This is a genomic window from Plantactinospora sp. KLBMP9567 (assembly GCF_033446045.1).
In the GTDB taxonomy this organism is placed as follows: Bacteria; Actinomycetota; Actinomycetes; order Mycobacteriales; family Micromonosporaceae; genus Plantactinospora.
Genome location: NZ_JAWQRR010000010.1, coordinates 139,638 through 157,841 on the forward strand (window position 1 = coordinate 139,638; position 18,204 = coordinate 157,841).

Genomic DNA, 18,204 nt, shown 5'->3' on the forward strand with positions numbered 1-18,204 from the left:
AGCCCGTTCCCCCGGGACGTCCACTCCCCCTCGACCGGAAGGTAGCGCCATGTGCCGGAGCATCAAGACCCTTCGCCAGCCGTACGCCGAGGTCGTCACCGAGACGGACATCGAGGCGGCGGCGTTGCAGTACGTCCGCAAGATCTCCGGGTTCCGCGCCCCGGCCGCGCACAACGCGGCGGCCTTCGACGCCGCGGTGGCCGCCGTGGCCGAGGCGACCCGGACCCTGCTCGACCAGCTCGTGGTGAAGGGCTCCGGCACCGGCCAGCCGGCAAAGGGCGGGCAGGCGGCAGGCTAGCGGGCAAGCGCGGGCTAGCGGCCAGGCGCGGGCTAGCGGCCAGGCGCGGGCGCGGGCTAGCGGCCAGGCGCGGGCTAGCGGCCAGGCGGTCAGGCGGCGGCGAGCGCCGGGATCACCGAGTCCGGGACCCAGCGCGACCGCTGACAGGGCGACCAGCCCCGGCAGCGCGGACTGAGCACGGTGCAGAGCCGCTGCTCGGAGAGGATCTCGCCGTCCTCGGTGTCGCGCACGTCGTGGTGCACCGGCCGGATGGTGCCGTCCGCCGCGACCAGCAGGTGCCGCCCGGCGTCCAGGGTGTCGTCCGGCAGCAGGCAGGCCCGGCCCAGCCGGCGGGCGAACGCCGCGACGGCGCCCACCTCCGGCAGTTCGGCCGGCACGCCGTAGCAGTCGACGGAGGTCGGGAAGTCACCGGGGCGGTGCCAGACGTCGGCCAACAGCGCGCCGGCCGGTACCCGGGCCGGGTCGACCCCGCCGAGCGGCAGCACCGGTACGTCGAGCGCGTCGGCAAGCGCGAGGCGGATCTCCGAGGCGGCGACGCGCCCCTCCGTCCTCCAGTTCCACAGCTCGATCATTGCCGCCTCCTCGCCGTAATCGTTCGTGGCTGGATGCCGGTCTCGCCTCGGGCATCCCCCGTCGGGCCGGGAACCCCGTGTCTGGGTGTAACGGCCTCACCCACGATGGTGCCGGGCACACCGGATCAAGAGCGGCTAAGTTACCGGTCTGTGACCATATCCGCCGAAATAGACGACCCTTGACTACCTATTGTAGTCGGAGCGGGAGCCCGTTCCGGCGCAGCTCGCCGGACACGCTCACCCAGCGTGGTCTCTTCGGTTCAGCGGGGTCGGGCACCGGACAGTTCGGGCGCGGATATAGTCCGACCTGGAGGCGGGCAGGTGCCTGGTGGTCCTCACGGTCTTCAAAACCGATGCGACCGAGTAGCTCGGTCGGGCGGGTTCGATTCCCGTACGCCTCCGCCAGCTTTTTCCCGGCGACGGACCGGTCGCCCGGTTCCGGACGGCGCCCCACCTCGGGAAGCGCGACGGCGACCAGCACGCCACTACTCAGAGTTGACAGACCTTAGCGGACAGTCATGATCTTTGTCGTCGCTGTTATCGCCCCGTGATGAACTCGATTACATTCCAGCACGTCAGGTCCCCTAGAGTTGCGTAACCGATTCAGCCTGAATCTGGTGCGACAGATCATGGACGAGACAGGTGGGGGCATGACCGAGCGGAGCGACGCGGGCGAAGTGGCCGGTGCGACGACGACTGACCGACCGCTCATCAGGCTTGACGGGGTCAACAAGTGGTTCGGCCCGCTGCACGTGTTGCAGGACGTCGACCTGTCGGTGGCCCGTGGCGAGGTCGTCGTGGTGATCGGCCCCTCCGGCTCCGGCAAGTCGACGCTCTGCCGGGCGATCAACCGGCTCGAGCCGATCAACTCCGGCACCATCATCTTCGACGGCCAGCCGCTGCCGGCCGAGGGCAAGGCCCTGGCCCGGCTGCGCAGCGAGGTCGGCATGGTCTTCCAGTCGTTCAACCTCTTCGCACACAAGACGATCCTCGAGAACGTCACCCTCGGCCCGACCAAGGTCCGCAAGGAGAAGGCGGCCTCCGCCCGGGACCGGGCGATGCAGCTACTGGAGCGGGTCGGCATCGCGAACCAGGCCGAGAAATATCCGGCACAGCTCTCCGGTGGACAGCAACAGCGGGCGGCGATCGCCCGCGCGCTGGCCATGCAGCCCAAGGCGATGCTCTTCGACGAGCCCACCAGCGCCCTCGACCCGGAGATGGTCGGCGAGGTGCTGGACGTGATGACCTCGCTGGCCCGGGACGGCATGACGATGGTGGTGGTGACCCACGAGATGGGCTTCGCCCGGCACGCCGCCAACCGGGTCATCTTCATGGCCGACGGCCAGCTCGTCGAGGACGCCGCACCGGACGAGTTCTTCGCCAATCCCCGTAGCGAGCGGGCCAAGGACTTCCTGTCCAAAATCCTCACCCACTAGGTATCCACAGTGGAGCGACCGCCCCCGGGTCTGGCCGCTCCGTCGAAGAAGGAGAGAGCAATGCGCATCACGCGAGTGGCGGCGGTGGCCGCGGTCGCGGCACTGGCCTTCACCGTGGCCGCCTGCGGCGGTGACGATGGAGACGGTGCGGGCACCGGTGCCGGGAGCAAGACCTTCGAGGCCGGCACGACGATGGAGCGGCTGAACAAGGCCCAGAAGATCATTATCGGCACCAAGTTCGACCAGCCGGGCTTCGGCCTCAAGGGCCTCGACAACAAGCCGGCCGGCTTCGACGTCGAGATCGGCAAGATCATCGCCGGTGAGCTGGGTATCGCCGAGGACAAGGTCGAATTCATCGAGAGCCCGTCCGCGGTCCGGGAAGAGGTCCTGGAGCAGGGCAAGGCCGACATCGTGGTGGCGACCTACACCATCAACGACAAGCGCAAGGAGCGGATCGACTTCGCCGGTCCGTACTACGTCGCCGGGCAGCACATCATGGTCCGCTCCGACGACAGCTCCATCACCGGCCCGGACTCGTTCAAGGCCGGCGACAAGAAGGTCTGCTCGGTGCAGGGTTCGACCCCGGCCGACAACATCAAGAAGTACCTGGCCAACCCGGCCAGCCCCGGCGCCCAGCTGGTGCTCTTCGACGGCTACCAGAAGTGCGTCGACGCGCTGACCAACAAGCAGGTCGACGCCGTCACCACCGACAACGTCATCCTGCTCGGCTACGTGGCCAAGAGCGAGGGCAAGTTCAAGCTCGCCGGCGAGAAGTTCACCGAGGAGCCGTACGGAATCGGTGTCAAGAAGGGCGACACCGCGTTCCGCGAGTTCATCAACGCCACCCTCGAGAAGATCTACACCGACGGCCGGTACGCGAAGGCCTGGCAGGACACCGCGGGCAAGTTCGACCCGACCGTCCCGCAGGGTCCGGCGGTCGACCGGTACTGAGTAGCGCCGGCATCGACAGACGCAGTTAGGTAGGAGCTGGAAGGTGACCATGAGAGAGGCGTGCCCGTGAGTGTGCTCGTCGACCACTTCGACGTCTTCGTTGGAGGGTTCTGGCTCACCTTCCAGCTCTGTATCCTGTCCGCGATCGGGGCGCTGGTGCTCGGCACCCTGGTCGCGGTCATGCGGATCTCCCCGGTGCCGCCACTGCGCTGGATCGGCACGGCGTACGTGACGGTGTTCCGGAACAGTCCGCTGACCATCGTGATGTTCTTCGCCGCCTTCGGGTTGCCGGCGCTCGGCTCGAACGCCGACTTCCTACGCATCCCCGGGCTGTCCAGCCTCTTCTCCCGGCTCGGCATCGACCTGCCGTACTTCCGGTTCGCCGTCATCGCACTCTCGGTCTACACCGCCGCCTTCGTCTGCGAGGCGATCCGCAGCGGCATCAACGCCGTACCGCCGGGGCAGGCCGAGGCGGCCCGGGCGATCGGGCTCACCTTCGGGCAGAACCTGCGGTATGTCGTGCTGCCGCAGGCGTGGAAGTCCGCGGTCGTACCGCTCGGCTCGGTGATCATCGCCATGATCAAGAATTCCGCGCTCGCCGGTTTCTTCGGAGTCGTCGGCGACCTCTCCAACTCGGCACAGAATCTGACCAGCGCGCTCGGCGAGCCGATCATCCCGGTCTTCGTCGGAGTCTCCATCGGCTTCCTGGTGATGACCGTGCCGCTGGGCATCCTCCTCGACCGGATCGAGCGGCGCCGGGCGGTGTCGGCCCGGTGAACGCGCTGGACAGTCGGGTGGCGGGTAACCCGCACGAGGAAGGTGCCGGCATGAGCGAGCACAGCGAGCGGATCGTCGGACTCAGCACCGATGTGCCTCAGGACGGCACGGAACGAAGCGGAGTGCAGGCATGAGCAACCAGCAGACGGTGCTCTACGACGCCCCCGGGCCACGGGCCCGCCGGGTCACCCTGATCGTGAGCCTGTTCGCGGCCGTCGGCATCGCCGTCCTCGGATACTTCCTCATCTACCGGCCGCTGGACGAGAACGGCCAGTTCACGATGGAGAAGTGGGGTCCGCTGATCGACCCCAACAACGAGGTGTTCCCGCTGGTCTGGGCGCGACTGCGGGACGGCTTCATCGCCACCCTGACCGCAGCCGGACTGGCGATCGTCAGCTCGCTCGTCTTCGGCACGGCGCTCGCCGTGCTCCGGGTGCAGCTCAAGACGCTGAAGCAGCGGCGGTTCGTGGGGCTGCCCGGCCCGGCCGCCTGGACGCTGCGCGGGCTCGGCTGGGTGCTCAACGCGGTCACCCGGTTCTGCGTGGAGATCTTCCGCGGCCTGCCGGTCGTGATCACCATCTTCTTCGTCGCCAGCGCCCTGCCCGACCTGGGCGTCGACCTCGGCGACATCCTCTGGTACCTGGTCATCGGCCTCACCATCTACAACGGCGTGGTCATCGCCGAGATCCTCCGCTCCGGCATGGAGGGCCTGCCCGGCGGCCAGCGGGAGGCGGCGCACGCGATCGGGTTCAGCTCCTTCCAGACCACCCGGATGATCCTGCTGCCCCAGGCGTTCCGGATCATGCTGCCGGCCCTGATCAGCCAGCTCATCGTGGTCCTCAAGGACACCTCGCTCGGCTTCATCATCAGCTACGAGGAAGTGCTCCGGGTCAGCCGGTTCATCATCGACAACCTGGAGAACCCGATCCAGGTGTACACCGTGGTCGGCGCCATCTACATCCTGATCAACTACCTGCTGTCGAAGCTCGCCGAGTACGCGCAGCGCCGGATGGCTCGGGCCCGCAAGACCCGTGGGCTGCCGAACCAGGCCGCGCCGCCGTCGATCATGCCGCAGGCCGGTCCCGGCGGAGCCACCGTGGGTGTCGGGGCGGACACGGGCAGCGCGTAGCTACCTACTATCAGCCCGCCGGTTCCGCCGCCGCATCGAGGGTGGAGGCCGACCGACACGAGAACGCCGGCCGCGACCGAGAGGTGGTGGCCGGCGTTTCCGTCTGTCCGTGCCAGCCACCGATGCCAGGAGCCCGCCCGTGCCTGCCAGCGACGGCAGGTCCTGTCGGCCGGTGCACAGGCGGGGCAGCTCGACAGTCTCTCTGTCCGTGTCTGCTACCGACGCCAGGACCCGCAGGGTGCACGCCCCGAGGTGCCGGCGGGCCGGACGTCGAACGGGCTCGGCGCGGGCGTCAGCGGGCGATCTCGGTGACCCTGGACTCGCGTACGACGGTCACCCGGATCTGACCCGGATAGGTCAGCTCCTCCTCGATCTGCTTCGCCACGTCTCGGGCCAGCACCGCCGCGCCGATCTCGTCGACGTCGTCCGGCTTGACCATCACCCGGATTTCCCGACCCGCCTGCATCGCGAAGACCTTCTCCACGCCCGACTTGCCGGCAGCGATCTCCTCGATCCGCTCCAGCCGCTTGACGTACGCCTCCAGGCTCTCCCGGCGCGCGCCCGGTCGCCCGCCGGAGCAGGCGTCGGACGCCTGGGTCAGCACCGCCTCGATGGTCTGCGGCGGCACCTCGTTGTGGTGCGCCTCGATCGCGTGCACCACCTCCTCGGACTCGCCGTACTTGCGGGCCAGGTCGGCGCCGATCAGCGCGTGGCTGCCCTCCACCTCGTGGGTGAGCGCCTTGCCGATGTCGTGCAGGAACGCTGACCGCTTGATCAGCGGCACGTCCAGCCGCAGTTCGGCGGCCATGATCCCGGCGATGTGCGCCGTCTCCACCAGGTGCTTGAGCACGTTCTGCCCGTACGACGTCCGGTAGCGCAGCCGACCCAGCAGGCTGACCATCTCCGGGTGTATCTCGGTGATGCCCACCTCGACCAGGGCGTCCTCGGCGGCCCGCTGGCAGAGCCGCTCCACCTCGTGCTTGGCGGTCTCGAAGACCTCCTCTATGCGGTGCGGGTGGATCCGGCCGTCGAGTACCAGCTTCTCCAGGGTCAACCGGCCGATCTCCCGGCGTACCGGGTCGAAGCAGGAGAGCAGCACCGCCTCCGGCGTGTCGTCGATGATCAGGTTGACTCCGGTGACCGACTCGAAGGCCCGGATGTTGCGCCCCTCGCGGCCGATGATCCGGCCCTTCATCTCGTCGCCAGGCAGGTGCAGCACGCTGACCACGCTCTCCGCGGTCTGCTCGCTGGCCACCCGCTGGATGGCGTCGACCACGATGTGCCGGGCCCGCTGCTCGGCGGTGTTCCGGGCGTCGGCCTCGATGTCCCGGACCAGGATGGCCGCCTCCCGCTTCGCCTGGCCCTCGATCGCCTCCACCAGCTCGGCCCGGGCCGCGTCGGCGGTCAGCCCGGCGACCCGCTCCAGCTCCCGCTTCCGCAGCTCCTCCGCCTCGGCCAGCGCCGTCTCCCGAGCGACCAGCGCCGCCTTCCGGGCCGCCAGCTCGGCGGCCGTGGCGGTCAGCCGGCGCTCCCGTTCGGCGAGCCGCTCCACCTCCTCGGTGTGCAGCCGCTCCCGCTCGTCCATCCGCTGGGCTCGCCGTTCCACCTCGGCCGCCTGTTCCCGGGTGGTGGAGGCGAGCAGCGAGATCTCCCGCTCGCCGCTGCGCCGGGCCGCCGCGCGTACCTGCTCGGCGTCCGCCTCGGCCTGCCGGTGCGCCCGGTCCAGTACGGTGTCGGCCTCGGCCCGGGCGGCGTCCAGTACCCGCTGCGCCTCGGCGCGGGCGGCGCTTGCCTCGGCCTTGGCGGCGGCGGCGTCGGCCCGGGCCGCGGCGGCGGCCGACCTGGCGGTGTCGACGCTCGACGACGCCTCGTCGGCGGCGGTGCGCAGCGCCGCCAGCGACTGCTCCTGCCGGTCCTTCTCGGCGACGAAGGCGGGATCGTCCGGCGGCGGCGTGGCGGCCGCGGTCCCGATCCGACGCAGCGCCCGGGCGCCCAGGCTGATCGCGACGAGCACCAGCGCGGCCAGCCCGACGATGGCGGCCAGCAGGACCCATTCGAGGCCGCTCATGCCGGCGCTCCGCGTCGCTGCGTGCCGGCACGAGGCACATCCGCACTGGACTGGCTGATTCGCTCGGGTCGCTCGTTCATGCCGGAGCCCCGGCGTGACTGAACCCGCTACCGATCCTGGCCCGCTCGGTCATGGCCGCCTCCCCTGTGCCGTCAAGCGCCGGAGGTGCCACGCCCGTGGGTGGGGCGTGCCCTGCGGCTGTCACGACGCCCGACCGAGGCGGCTGGCCGAGGGTACGGCCACCGGGCAGTGCCCCCCGGGGACACCGCCGACGACCGGGTGCTGCTGGTGCTGCGGTTACCGGACCGGCCCGTCCGGTAACCGAATATCTGGCCGATGAACTGGCCTGAAGTGATGCCGTACTGTTACGCGATCTATGTTGTGCGCTTAGCCTGCGATGGTCGGGAAAACTCGTCTAAGGCGAGGCTAGGTCGCGATGGGGCATTCGGTCAAGAAACTCATGATCCGGCCAGGCGTCTGACGTACGGCGACGGCACGCTCACGGCAAGCTGATATGAGGGTGGGCATAAGGGGGCGAGTCCGGAATCCGACTTCCGCCTGAGGGCCCGGCGAGGCGGTGCAGCGACCGGAACGGAAGCGCTCCCAGGTCGGCATCGCGGGGCGTCCTCACCCAGAGACGGTCCCGCCTGGCCCGCAGCGCCGAGCGCGCTAGAGAGCGTCGCGGTCGGGTTCCGTGCCGGCTTCGGCGAGCGCGTCCGCGTCGATCTGGTCGGCGAACTCGGCTGCCTCGGCGTCCCGCTCGGCCAGTGCGTCCTTGACCGCCCGGATCGCCACCCCGGGCGGATAACCCTTCCGGGCCAGCATCCCCACCAGCCGCCGGAAGACCGCCTCCGGCGAGCCGGTGGCGCTACGGAGTTTCCGGTCGACCAGGTGCCGGGCGGTCTCGGCCTCGGTCGTCTCGTCCAGCTCGCCGAGCGCCTCGGTCGCGATGTCGGCGTCCACGCCGCGCTGGCGCAGCTCGTTGGCGAGCGCCCGACGGGCCAGCCCTCGACCCTGGTGACGGCTACTCACCCAGGCGCGGGCGAAGGCGGCGTCGTCGATGATGCCGACCTCGTCGTAGCGATCGAGGACTTCGGCGGCCACCTCTTCGGAGATGCCTCGCCGGGCCAGTGCGGTGGCCAGCTCGGCCCGGGTGCGTGGGCGTACGGCGAGCTGGCGCAGGCAGATCTCCCGGGCCTGCTCCGCCTCGTCACGCGGAGCGCCCGGCGCCGATGACTCGTCCGCTGCCGCGTCGCCCGGTCCCGCCTCCGCCGGCCATCGCCCGGACGGGGTGGCCGAGCCACCTGACCGACCCCGGCGCGAACGGCCGGTGCCACTGCCGCCCGTACGGGCCGACGGGGCGGCATCCCACCCCCGGCCCGTACGGGCACCACGTCGTCCTGCCACGTCGATGTGGACTCAGTCGAGGCGTCAGAAGTCCACCGGCGGCAGTTCCGGCCCGCCGGCCGCATCCGTGCCGGCCGCCACCCCTACACCGAGCTTTTCGAGGATCTTCTTCTCGATCTCGGCCGCCACGTCCGGGTTCTCCCGGAGGAACTCGCGGGCCTTCTCCTTGCCCTGGCCGAGCTGGTCACCGTCGTAGGTGTACCAGGCGCCGGACTTACGGATGATCGACTGCTCCACGCCGACGTCGATCAGCGAGCCCTCCCGGGAGATGCCCTTGCCGTACATGATGTCGAACTCGGCCTGCTTGAACGGCGCCGCGACCTTGTTCTTCACCACCTTGACCCTGGTGCGGTTGCCGACCACGTCGGTGCCGTCCTTGAGGCTCTCGATGCGTCGCACGTCGAGCCGGACCGAGGCGTAGAACTTCAGCGCCCGACCACCGGTGGTCGTCTCGGGGCTGTTGTGCACCATCACGCCATCGACGAAGTAGTTGTGGTTCCCCTCAACCTCGATGTCGAACCGGTTCATCGACCGAGTCTTCGACTTGACCCGCACGTCGATGATCCGCGCCGGCACCGGCGTCAGTTCCGCCGGCACGAACGCCGGCTGGACGACGCACCGGCCACGGAAGCGCGGAAGCAGCTTGGACTCCATCACCGCCGGCACGTACGGCGCGACGATCTCCTGGAACCTCGCCGAGGCAGCGGTGGTGAACTGGATGAACGCCATCTGTCGTGCACCCCGGCTCACCAACTTCACGTCCAGTTCGTACGCGTCCCGCAGGTGTTCGACCAGCCTTTCCCGGGTGCCCTCGGCCATCGCCTCGACACAGATCTCGATCCGACCTGAGCCACCCTCGGTACGCTGCTGGAGCCCCTTGGACCGCAGTGTGAAGCAGCCATCGTCCATGTACCACACCGCGAACGCCAACGGCGTCAGTGCCTTGAGATAGTCCCAGCTCAGGTGCTTTTTCCCGTCGCCGAGGTAGACCGCCCGACGCAACTCGTCCAGTTCGGGCAGCGGAGTGAAGTCCGCAAAGACGGCCCCTCTGGCGTCGGTCCGGCGCGAGTTCGGGATGTTGCCGAGCAGCGAGACCTTCCAGTCGAGATAGCCGGTCTGCTCGGCTCCGTGACCGAGCCGGAACCGCGCTCCGGACCGGTCCCGCCGGTTGGCCGAGAGGTTGCCGTCACCCATCAACGAGCCGAGCACCACCTGCCACTGCTGTTCGCTGAGCCGGCGCTGCTCGGTCAGCATCACCCGGTCTCCGGCGATCAGTTCGCCGGCCTCGCGCCAGCCGCCCGGAGTCCGGACGAGGTGGTTGGCAGTGGCGGCGAACTGCGCGCGCCCGTTGCCACCGGATTTGGCGACCGTGAACTGGAGAAACTCCTCGGCCGGGCCGTTGTTGAACCAGTTGACGATCTTCTTGGGCTCGACCCGGTCGGTCTCCGGGTTGTACGAGAGCACCTCGACGTCCATACGCTGGTTTACGATCTTGCCGATCTTCTCCTGCGTGCCGTCCGCGAGGGTGACCCTCGTCGAGTACGACATGCAGCCGAACATCACGCCGATCTTTTCCCGGAGCTGGTTGATGAAGATCGCGGTGGTGCCGGTGTTGCTGAGCACACCGGTGATCTTCCGCAGCGCCTGGCTCATCAGCCGGGCCTGGAGACCGACGTGACTGTCGCCCATCTCGCCCTCGATCTCGGCACGCGGCACCAGCGCGGCGACCGAGTCGATCACGATGATGTCGAGCGCACCGGACCGGATCAGCATGTCGGCGATTTCCAGCGCCTGCTCACCGGTGTCGGGTTGGGAGACCAGCATCGCGTCGGTGTCCACGCCCAGCGCCTTCGCGTATTCCGGGTCGAGGGCGTGCTCGGCGTCGATGAACGCGGCGATGCCGCCGGCCTTCTGCGCGTTGGCCACCGCGTGCAGCGCGACGGTCGTCTTACCGCTGCTCTCCGGGCCGTAGATCTCGACGACCCGGCCGCGCGGCAGACCGCCCACGCCGAGTGCCACGTCGAGCGCGATGGAACTGGTCGGGATCACGGCGGTCTGGATGACCGGCCGCTCCCCCAGCCGCATCACCGAGCCCTTGCCGAACTGCTTGTCGATCTGAGCGAGAGCAAGGTCGAGTGCCTTCTCCCGGTCAGGTCCTGCCGCCATGGTTGCCACCCCTGCCTTCGCCGGCATCTTCGCTGAGCTTTTCGTCACGCGCACACGCTAGGCGCTCGGTCCGACAGAAAACAGCCGGCTGGCCGCGACCTGTGGACGGGCGCCCCGCTGTGGACAATAGCCGAACAGGTGTACGACTCGGCACACGACACGCCAAACTACCGTAAGTGCCTAATCGATCACTTTGAGATGTACGTCGATCGACGGGTCAGCGTAGCCGAGCCGGCACCCGATCGGGGTACGCCGCGCAGACCGCGCGCCACACCACCACGGTCTCCTCGCCGGCCTCCAGGGCCTGCCGGATGGTCCGGCCCCCCAACTGCGGCAGCACCTGGTCGGCGGCGAGGCTACCGGCGTACGCCGGGCCGAACGTCTGCTCCAACCGCGCCCAGAAGTCTGTCAACCGCACCGAACCAGTCCCCTTCCGCTCCGGGCACCCCCGCCCGGTCTCAGACCCCGGCCCGCATCCGCGGCGGCGCCGCCCGCAACGCTAGCGCCAGCAGCGGCACCACGGCGACCGCCGCCAGCAGGTTGAGCACGGGATAGCCGGCGACCTGGATGACAAACCCGCTCAGCGCCCCGGCGAGCGCCCCGGCCAGCCCCATGGTCAGGTCGGAGAGCCCCTGCACCGCAGGGCGTACCTCGACCGGCACCGACTCCGACAGCAGGGTCGAGCCGGCCACCATGGTGCCGGACCAGCCGAGGCCGAGCAGGGTGAGCCCGATCGAGATCCGTACGGTGTCGTGCCCGGCGGTCCCGGCGACCGCGCAGGCGGCGAGGAGCAGGCCGAGCCCGCCGAGGATCACGGCCCGCCGACCGAGCCGGTCGGTGAGCCAGCCGACCACCGGGGCGAGCGCGAACATCCCGGCGATGTGCAGGCTGAGCACCAGGCCGACCACCCGCAGCAGGTGGGCTTCGGAGTGCCACTCGCCGAGGCGTACCGGGGTCATCACCATCACCCCGACCATCACCAGGTGCCCCATCGCGACGGCGGAGATGCCGAGCCGGGCGGCCGGCAGGTCGCGGACCACCCGGAAGGCGGCGCGCAGGCCGTCGTCCCGCCGGGCCGGAGCGCCGGTGCCGGGTGCGTCGGTGGCCGGTGCGTCGGTGGCCGGTGCGGCGTCGGCACCGGCGGCCGCGAGCCGGCGCGCGGTCAGCAGCGGGTCGGGCCGGAGGAACACCAGGAGTACCCCGGCGGCGAGCACGAAGGCGAGCACGCTGAAGACGAACGGGCCGGCCAGCGGGGGTACCCCGGTCCAGGCCAGCGCCCGGTCGGCCGGCGCCGCGAGGTTGGGGGCCGTCACCGCACCGATGGTGGTGGCCCAGACGGCGATCGACAGGTGCCGGCCCCGGCGGGCCGGCTCGGCCAGGTCGACGGCGGCGTACCGGGCCTGGAGCCCGGCGGTCGTCCCGCCGCCGAAGAGGAGCGCACCGAGAAAGAGCAGCGGTACCCAGTCGGCGACCGCCGCCAGCACGATCAGGGCCCCACCCACCGCGCCGACCAGGTACGCGACGGCCAGCCCCGGCCGCCGACCACCGGTCCGCATGATCCGGCTCACCGGCACGGCGAGCAGTGCGCCGCCGACCACCGAGGCGCTCTGCACCAGACCGGAGATCGCGGTGCCACCGAGCCGGGCGCCGAGCAGTACGCCGACGGACATCCCGATGGTCATCCCGGTGCCGCCGATGATCTGGGTGAGGCAGAGCAGCAGCAACGTGCGCCGCTGGACCCGGGCGACGTCGAGTGGCGCCGCCCCGACGGGTCGGCCGTCGACTCCGGTGGTCAGTTCCGCCGTCATGCCAGCCGCTCCCGTCCCCGTTCGGACCCGCCGCCGGGGCGGGAGGCGCAGATCGCCCGCCGCAAGGAGCGGTAGGCGAGGGCCATCCTTACCTGCGGATCGAAGCACGGCCGCCGGGCACGTTCAACCCCGATTCGCCGACGGCGTAGTGCGGACCCAGGCCCGTCACAGCCCCAGGTCGCGCCCGATGATCTCCTTCATGATCTCGGTGGTGCCGCCGTAGATGGTCTGCACCCGGCCGTCCAGCCAGGCCCGGGCGACCGGGTACTCCAGCATGTAGCCGTAGCCGCCGTGCAACTGGACGCAACGGTCGGCGACCCGGTTCTGCAGCTCGGTGGTCCACCACTTGACCTTCGCGGCGTCCACTGCGGACAGCCGGCCGGCGTTGAACTCGGCGACGCAGTGGTTCAGGAAGGTACGGGCGATGGTGACCTCGGTGTCCAGCTCGGCGAGGAGGAAGCGGTTGTGCTGGAACGCCCCGATCGGCTGGCCGAACGCCTCACGGGACCGGGCGTGCCCGAGGGTTACCGTGAGCAGCCGCTCGGCGGCGGCGACCGCGGCGACCGCGATGCCGAGCCGCTCCCGGGGGAGGTTCGCCATCAGGTGGTAGAAGCCCCTGTTCTCCGTACCGAGCAGGTTGGTCGCCGGCACCCGGCACTCGTCGAAGAAGAGTTCGGCGGTGTCGTTGGCCTTCAGCCCGACCTTGGCCAGCCGGCGTCCCCGGCTGAACCCGGGTGTGCCGCGCTCGACCACCAGCAGGCTCACCCCGTGCGCGCCCCGCTCCGGCGCGGTCTTCGCCACCACCACGACCAGGTCGGCCAGCTCGCCGTTGGTGATGAACGTCTTCTGTCCGGTCAGCACGTAGTCGTCGCCGTCCCGGGTGGCGGTGGTGCGGATCCCGGCCAGGTCGGAGCCGGCGCCCGGCTCGCTCATCGCGATCGCGGTGACGATGTCGCCGGAGCAGAAGCCGGGCAGCCAGCGCGCCCGCTGGTCGCCGGTGGCCAGCTCGCTCAGGTACGGCGCGACCACGTCGTTGTGCAGCCCGAACCCGAGCCCGGAACAGCCGCTGGCGACGACCTCCTCGACGAGTACGGCGTTGAACCGGAAGTCGCGCTGGCCACCGCCGCCGTACTCCTCGGGGATGTCCATGCCGAGCAGTCCGGCGGCACCGGCCCGGCGCCACACCTCCCGGTCCACGATGCCGTCGGCCTCCCACCGGTCGTGGTACGGCACCGCCTCGCGGGCCAGGAACGCCCGGCACAGCTCGCGGAACTCGTCGTGCACGGGCTCGTAGAGGTGCTGTTCCATGCCGGTCAGTCTGCCCCGGCGTCGCCCCGGACCCAAGGAACCCGATCCGGCTCCTGGTACGGCGCTCAGGCCAGCGCCCCGGCCACCACCAACAGGTCGGCGACCAGGCCGGCGTACGCGGCGTCCCGGTCGTCGGCGCGGAGCACCGCGGAGGGGTGGATGGTGGCGACCAGCCGGGTCGGCGCGACCGACTCGCGTTCCCCGGTCGGCCCGACCGGCACCGTGGCGAAGTCCTGCGGCCGCTGCGCCGACTCCGGCCAGGGCAGCAGTACGCCCCGGGACTGGGTGACCCGGAACGAGGGGCCGAGCAGCGCCTTGGCCGCCGTCGCGCCGAGTACCACCACGACCTCGGGGTGCAGCCGGGCGAACTCGGCGACCAGCCAGGGCCGGCAGGCGACGATGTGCACCCGGTCCGGGGTCTTGTGCAGCCGGCGCCTGCCGCGCATCTCGAACCGGAAGTGCTTGACCGCGTTGGTGATGTAGAGCTGCGCCGGGTCGATGCCGGCCTCGTCCACGGCACGCCGCAGCAGGTGTCCGGCCGGGCCGACGAACGGCAGCCCCTTCTGGTCCTCCATGTCGCCGGGCTGCTCACCGACGAAGACGACCCGGGCGTGCTCGTCGCCCCGGCCGAAGACCGTCTGGGTGGCGTCTCGGTACAGCTCGCAGCCCCGGCAGCCGCCGGCCGCGTCGCGCAGCTCGGCCAGGCTGTCGGCGCCGGGTGGGATGAACTCCTGCGCTCCGGGGGCGGTCTCGGTCTCAGGCATAGCGCATTTTCTACCCCGTACCCCCCGGATCACGCACTCAGGGTGGTCGGCGTGGCGAGCCACCAAGATTCTCGGCGACATACCATCGGCCGCTGAGCACAGATCACCAAGGATCTCGGTGATCCCGACGACGGCGAAGCGAAGCGGGCGGTGGTCCCGGGTACGCCTGGATCAGGCACTCAGGGTGAGCGGAGTGGCGGGGGCGGCGGCCCGGGCCACCGCGTCGGCCAGCGGCGCGATGTCGGCCTCGGCGAGTGGGCTGACCGTGATCCGGATTCCCGGCCCGCTGGCCAACCGGAACAGTGAGCCGGGCGCCACCACGTAGCCGGCGTCCCGGAGCACCGCGACCGCCCGGGTCTCGTCGGGCACCGGCAACCAGACGTTGATCCCGGTACGGCCGTGCCCGGCCAGCCCGCGCTCGGCGAGTGCGCCGCGCAACGCGGCGACCCGCTCGGCGTAGCTCGCCCGGGCCAGTGCGATCCGCTCGGCGACCGCCGGGTCCCGCCACAGCGCGAGGGTGAGCCGTTGCAGCAGGGTGGAGACCCAGCCGGAGCAGACCCGCAACCGGCCGGCCACCCGGGCCACGGTCACCTCGTCCCCGGCGAGCACGGCCAGCCGCAGATCCGGCCCGTACGGCTTGCTGGTCGAACGGACGAAGGCCCAGCTCCGGGTGGCGCCGGCCAGGCTGTGCAGCGGCTCGACGGCGAGCTCGGCGGCGTGGTCGTCCTCGACCAGCAGGACGTCGGGGCGGTCGGCCAGCACCGCCCGCAGCGCCACCGCCCGGTCGGCGGTCACCACCGCCCCGGTCGGATTCTGTGCCCGGCTGGTCACCAGCACCGCCCGGGCTCCGGCGGCCAGCGCGCCGCGCAGACCGGCCGGGGTGGGTCCGGCGTCGTCGACCGGCATCGGCACCGCGCGCAGCCCGAGCGTGGCGACCAGGTCGATGGTGTTGGCCCAGCCGGGATCCTCGACCGCGACCGCGTCGCCCGGGCTCAGGTTGCTGACCAGCAGCCGTTCGATGCCGTCCGACGCGCCACCGGTCACCGTCACCGCCTCGGCCGGCACCCCGTCGGCGGTCAGCCGCTCCCGGGCCGCCTCGACGAGTTCCGGGAGGACGCCGCCGTCCCGGTAGTTGACCGAGGCACCGGCGGTCTCGGCCAGCGCGGCCAGGTGCGGGCCGATCGGCGGGAGCAGCCCGGGGTCGGGCTCGCCGACCGAGAGGTCGAGCGCACCGGGCGGCGCGGGCAGCCGCAGTGCGGCGCGGCGGCCGGTGACCGGTGGCTTCGGGCGGACCCGGGTGCCGTTGCGGCCGGCGGTCTCCACCACGCCGCGTTGGCGCAGTCCCTGGTACGCCTTGGCGACCGTCGCCGGGCTGACCCCGAGCCGCCCGGCCAGGGCCCGGACGGCGGGCAGCGCGGCACCGGCCGGCAGCTCCCCGGTCCGGACGCCCGCCTCCACGCTGGCCGATATCTCGGCTGCCGTCGTACCGGCGAGCTGATAATGTGCTGTCACAGTTTGAGGATTGTACTATCACAAAAGGGCGGACGCGAGATGGCCGAGCAGACCCCGACGCAGACGCATCCGGACGGCGCACCGGAGAGCTACCCGCAGACCCGGCGGAGCACCGCCACCCGCGACCGGTCGAAGATGACCTACCAGCGCTCCGCCGCGCACGACCTGCTCGACGAGGCGTACCACTGCCACCTCGGGTTCACCGTGGACGGTGAGCCCCGGATCCTGCCCACCCTGCACGTCCGGATCGGCGACACGCTCTACCTGCACGGCTCGACCGGCAGCCGGCCGCTGCTGGCCGCCCGCTCCGACGCCGGGCTGCCGGTCTGCGTCGCGGTGACCCAGTTGGACGGGCTGGTCTACGCCCGGTCCCAGTTCCACCACAGCGCCAACTACCGCTCGCTGGTCGCACACGGCACCGCGCACCTGGTCGCCGACGAGACGGAGAAGCGGAGGGTGCTGACCGCGCTGGTCGAGAAGGTCGGCCGGGGCCGCAGCGCCGACAGCCGGCCGCCGAACCGCCGGGAGCTGGCCGAGACCGCCCTGCTGGCCCTGCCGTTGCGCGAGGTCTCGGTCCGCACCCGCACCGGGGGCGTACGCGAGGAGCCCGCCGACCACGCCCTGCCGCACTGGGCCGGAGTGCTGCCGCTGCGTACCGTCGCCCGGCGGCCCGAGCCCGATGCCGGGGTGACCGCCCCGCTGCCGGCGTACCTGCGGGCCGACCGCTCCCCCTGGCACACCCCGGTGGAGATGGCCGGCGCGCACGTCCGGCTCGCCCCGCTGGCCGAGTCGCACGTCGACGCCCTCTACGCGGCCACCCGCGACCCGGAGGTCTGGCCCCATCTCGGCGCCGCCCAGCCGCAGGACCCGGCCGGGATGGCCGAGATCGTCCGGACCGCGCTCGACGCGCACTGGCAGGGCGAGCGGGTGCCGTGGGTGCAGCTCGACGCGGTCACCGGCGAGGTGGTCGGGACCACCTCCTACTACGAGATCGACCCGGTGCACCGCCGCGTCGCGATCGGACACACCTGGCTGGGCCGGCGCTGGTGGCGTACCGGGGTGAACACCGAGGCGAAGCTGCTGCTGCTGACCAGGGCCTTCGAGGAGTTGGGCGCGGAGCGGGTGGTCTGGCACACCGACATCCGCAACGAGCGGTCGCAGCGCGCCATCGAGCGGCTCGGCGCCACCCGGGAGGCGGTGCTCCGCCGGCACCGGATCCGGCCGGACGGCTCGTGGCGGGACACCGTGCAGTACGTGATGTTCGCCGACGAGTGGCCGAAAGCACAGGTCAGGCTCCAGGAAATGCTTCGCCCGGGGGTCCCGGCGGGGCGATGATGACCGGCGTGCTGGGGATCACCGACATCTGGACGTACGTGCTGGGCACGGTCGCCATCATCCTGCTGCCCGGGCCGAACTCGCTCTACGTGCTCACCACCGCCGCCAAGACCGGGGTACGCGCCGGCTACCGGGCCGCCGCCGGGGTCTTCCTCGGCGACGCGGTGCTGATGGTGCTATCCGCCGCCGGGGTGGCCTCGGTGCTCAAGGCGTACCCGCCGATCTTCATGGTGATCAAGTACGCCGGCGCGGCCTACCTCGGCTATGTCGGGCTGATGATGCTGCGCGGGGCGTGGCGGCGCTGGCGTACCCGGAACGACCCGGCGGTGGCGCCGCTGGTCGACACCCGGCCGGCGGCGGCCGACCGGCCGTTCCGGCGGGCGGCGGTGATCAGCCTGCTGAACCCGAAGGCGATCCTCTTCTTCATCTCCTTCTTCATCCAGTTCGTCGACCCGGCCTATCCCTACCCGGCGCTGTCGTTCCTGCTGCTCGGCGCGATCGCCCAGGTCACCAGCGCGCTCTACCTGACCGTGCTGATCTTCACCGGCACCTTCCTGGCCGTGCAGTTCCGCCGCCGCCGGCGGCTGGCCGCCGGGGTGACCACCGGGATCGGCGCGCTCTTCCTCGGCTTCGGCGTCAAGCTCGCCACCGCCAGCGCCGGCTGACCACCCCC

17 protein-coding genes, 1 tRNA gene and 2 pseudogenes are annotated in these 18,204 nt (G+C 71.1%); 9 read left to right on the forward strand and 11 right to left on the reverse strand.

All coding sequences use genetic code 11. The features are described 5' to 3' along the window. Positions 1–49 precede the first annotated feature (49 nt). Entirely contained in the window at positions 50–298 is a 249-nt protein-coding gene (locus R6Y94_RS08335) for a DUF2277 family protein (RefSeq protein WP_318395198.1), read from the forward strand. A gap of 89 nt (positions 299–387) precedes the next feature. Here the strand turns inward: R6Y94_RS08335 and R6Y94_RS08340 are convergent, their stop codons facing one another. Then, positions 388–870: a hypothetical protein gene (locus R6Y94_RS08340; RefSeq protein WP_318395199.1), complete on the reverse strand. Its 483-nt coding sequence runs from the start codon at positions 868–870 to the stop codon at positions 388–390. Between the two features lie 309 nt (positions 871–1,179). On the opposite strand from R6Y94_RS08340, the gene R6Y94_RS08345 reads away from it, so the two are divergent. From R6Y94_RS08345 to R6Y94_RS08370, 6 genes are all read left to right on the forward strand, one after another. Next, positions 1,180–1,275 (forward strand) — tRNA-Sec (locus R6Y94_RS08345). A gap of 245 nt (positions 1,276–1,520) precedes the next feature. After that, positions 1,521–2,306, forward strand: coding sequence for an amino acid ABC transporter ATP-binding protein (locus R6Y94_RS08350; protein ID WP_318395200.1), 786 nt, complete (start codon positions 1,521–1,523; stop codon positions 2,304–2,306). A gap of 60 nt (positions 2,307–2,366) precedes the next feature. Next, positions 2,367–3,257 (forward strand): glutamate ABC transporter substrate-binding protein, encoded by an 891-nt coding sequence (locus tag R6Y94_RS08355; RefSeq protein WP_318395201.1) that lies wholly within the window; start codon positions 2,367–2,369, stop codon positions 3,255–3,257. 66 nt (positions 3,258–3,323) lie between these two features. Beyond that, a complete protein-coding gene (locus R6Y94_RS08360) occupies positions 3,324–4,034 on the forward strand; it encodes an amino acid ABC transporter permease (protein WP_318395202.1) in 711 nt (236 codons plus the stop codon). Then, positions 4,031–4,168, forward strand: coding sequence for a hypothetical protein (locus R6Y94_RS08365; RefSeq protein ID WP_318395203.1), 138 nt, complete (start codon positions 4,031–4,033; stop codon positions 4,166–4,168). Before R6Y94_RS08360 ends, R6Y94_RS08365 begins: the two co-directional genes overlap by 4 nt. Then, positions 4,165–5,163, forward strand: coding sequence for an amino acid ABC transporter permease (locus R6Y94_RS08370; RefSeq protein ID WP_318395204.1), 999 nt, complete (start codon positions 4,165–4,167; stop codon positions 5,161–5,163). The genes R6Y94_RS08365 and R6Y94_RS08370 overlap by 4 nt, the downstream gene beginning before the upstream one ends. 292 nt (positions 5,164–5,455) lie before the next feature. Here the strand turns inward: R6Y94_RS08370 and rny are convergent, their stop codons facing one another. The 10 genes and pseudogenes from rny to R6Y94_RS08420 form a co-directional block, all read right to left on the reverse strand. After that, entirely contained in the window at positions 5,456–7,231 is a 1,776-nt protein-coding gene (gene rny / locus R6Y94_RS08375; RefSeq protein ID WP_318395205.1) for a ribonuclease Y, read from the reverse strand. Between the two features lie 669 nt (positions 7,232–7,900). Then, complete coding sequence (locus R6Y94_RS08380) at positions 7,901–8,638, reverse strand: regulatory protein RecX (RefSeq protein ID WP_318395206.1); 738 nt, start codon at positions 8,636–8,638, stop codon at positions 7,901–7,903. Between the two features lie 24 nt (positions 8,639–8,662). Then, positions 8,663–9,166 carry a hypothetical protein gene (locus R6Y94_RS08385; protein WP_318395282.1) on the reverse strand — a complete coding sequence of 168 codons (504 nt, stop codon included), beginning with the start codon at positions 9,164–9,166 and terminating at the stop codon, positions 8,663–8,665. A gap of 171 nt (positions 9,167–9,337) precedes the next feature. After that, positions 9,338–9,892: pseudogene (locus tag R6Y94_RS08390) on the reverse strand (LAGLIDADG endonuclease); the annotation flags it as partial. 60 nt (positions 9,893–9,952) lie between these two features. After that, positions 9,953–10,804, reverse strand: a pseudogene (gene recA / locus R6Y94_RS08395) (recombinase RecA); the annotation flags it as partial. A 217-nt stretch (positions 10,805–11,021) separates the two neighbouring features. Further along, complete coding sequence (locus R6Y94_RS08400; RefSeq protein WP_318395207.1) at positions 11,022–11,222, reverse strand: DUF3046 domain-containing protein; 201 nt, start codon at positions 11,220–11,222, stop codon at positions 11,022–11,024. 40 nt (positions 11,223–11,262) lie between these two features. Continuing rightward, positions 11,263–12,612, reverse strand: coding sequence for an MFS transporter (locus R6Y94_RS08405; RefSeq protein WP_318395208.1), 1,350 nt, complete (start codon positions 12,610–12,612; stop codon positions 11,263–11,265). Between the two features lie 165 nt (positions 12,613–12,777). Continuing rightward, complete coding sequence (locus R6Y94_RS08410) at positions 12,778–13,920, reverse strand: acyl-CoA dehydrogenase family protein (protein ID WP_318395209.1); 1,143 nt, start codon at positions 13,918–13,920, stop codon at positions 12,778–12,780. A gap of 65 nt (positions 13,921–13,985) precedes the next feature. Further along, entirely contained in the window at positions 13,986–14,684 is a 699-nt protein-coding gene (locus R6Y94_RS08415; protein WP_318395210.1) for a UdgX family uracil-DNA binding protein, read from the reverse strand. Positions 14,685–14,855: 171 nt separating this feature from the next. Beyond that, positions 14,856–16,196, reverse strand: a complete 1,341-nt coding sequence (locus tag R6Y94_RS08420; RefSeq protein WP_318395211.1) for an aminotransferase class I/II-fold pyridoxal phosphate-dependent enzyme — start codon at positions 16,194–16,196, stop codon at positions 14,856–14,858. A 39-nt stretch (positions 16,197–16,235) separates the two neighbouring features. On the opposite strand from R6Y94_RS08420, the gene R6Y94_RS08425 reads away from it, so the two are divergent. Both R6Y94_RS08425 and leuE read left to right on the forward strand, forming a co-directional pair. Next, positions 16,236–17,531: a bifunctional pyridoxamine 5'-phosphate oxidase family protein/GNAT family N-acetyltransferase gene (locus R6Y94_RS08425; protein ID WP_318395212.1), complete on the forward strand. Its 1,296-nt coding sequence runs from the start codon at positions 16,236–16,238 to the stop codon at positions 17,529–17,531. Continuing rightward, positions 17,528–18,196: a leucine efflux protein LeuE gene (gene leuE, locus R6Y94_RS08430; protein WP_318395213.1), complete on the forward strand. Its 669-nt coding sequence runs from the start codon at positions 17,528–17,530 to the stop codon at positions 18,194–18,196. The genes R6Y94_RS08425 and leuE overlap by 4 nt, the downstream gene beginning before the upstream one ends. Positions 18,197–18,204: the final 8 nt, after the last annotated feature.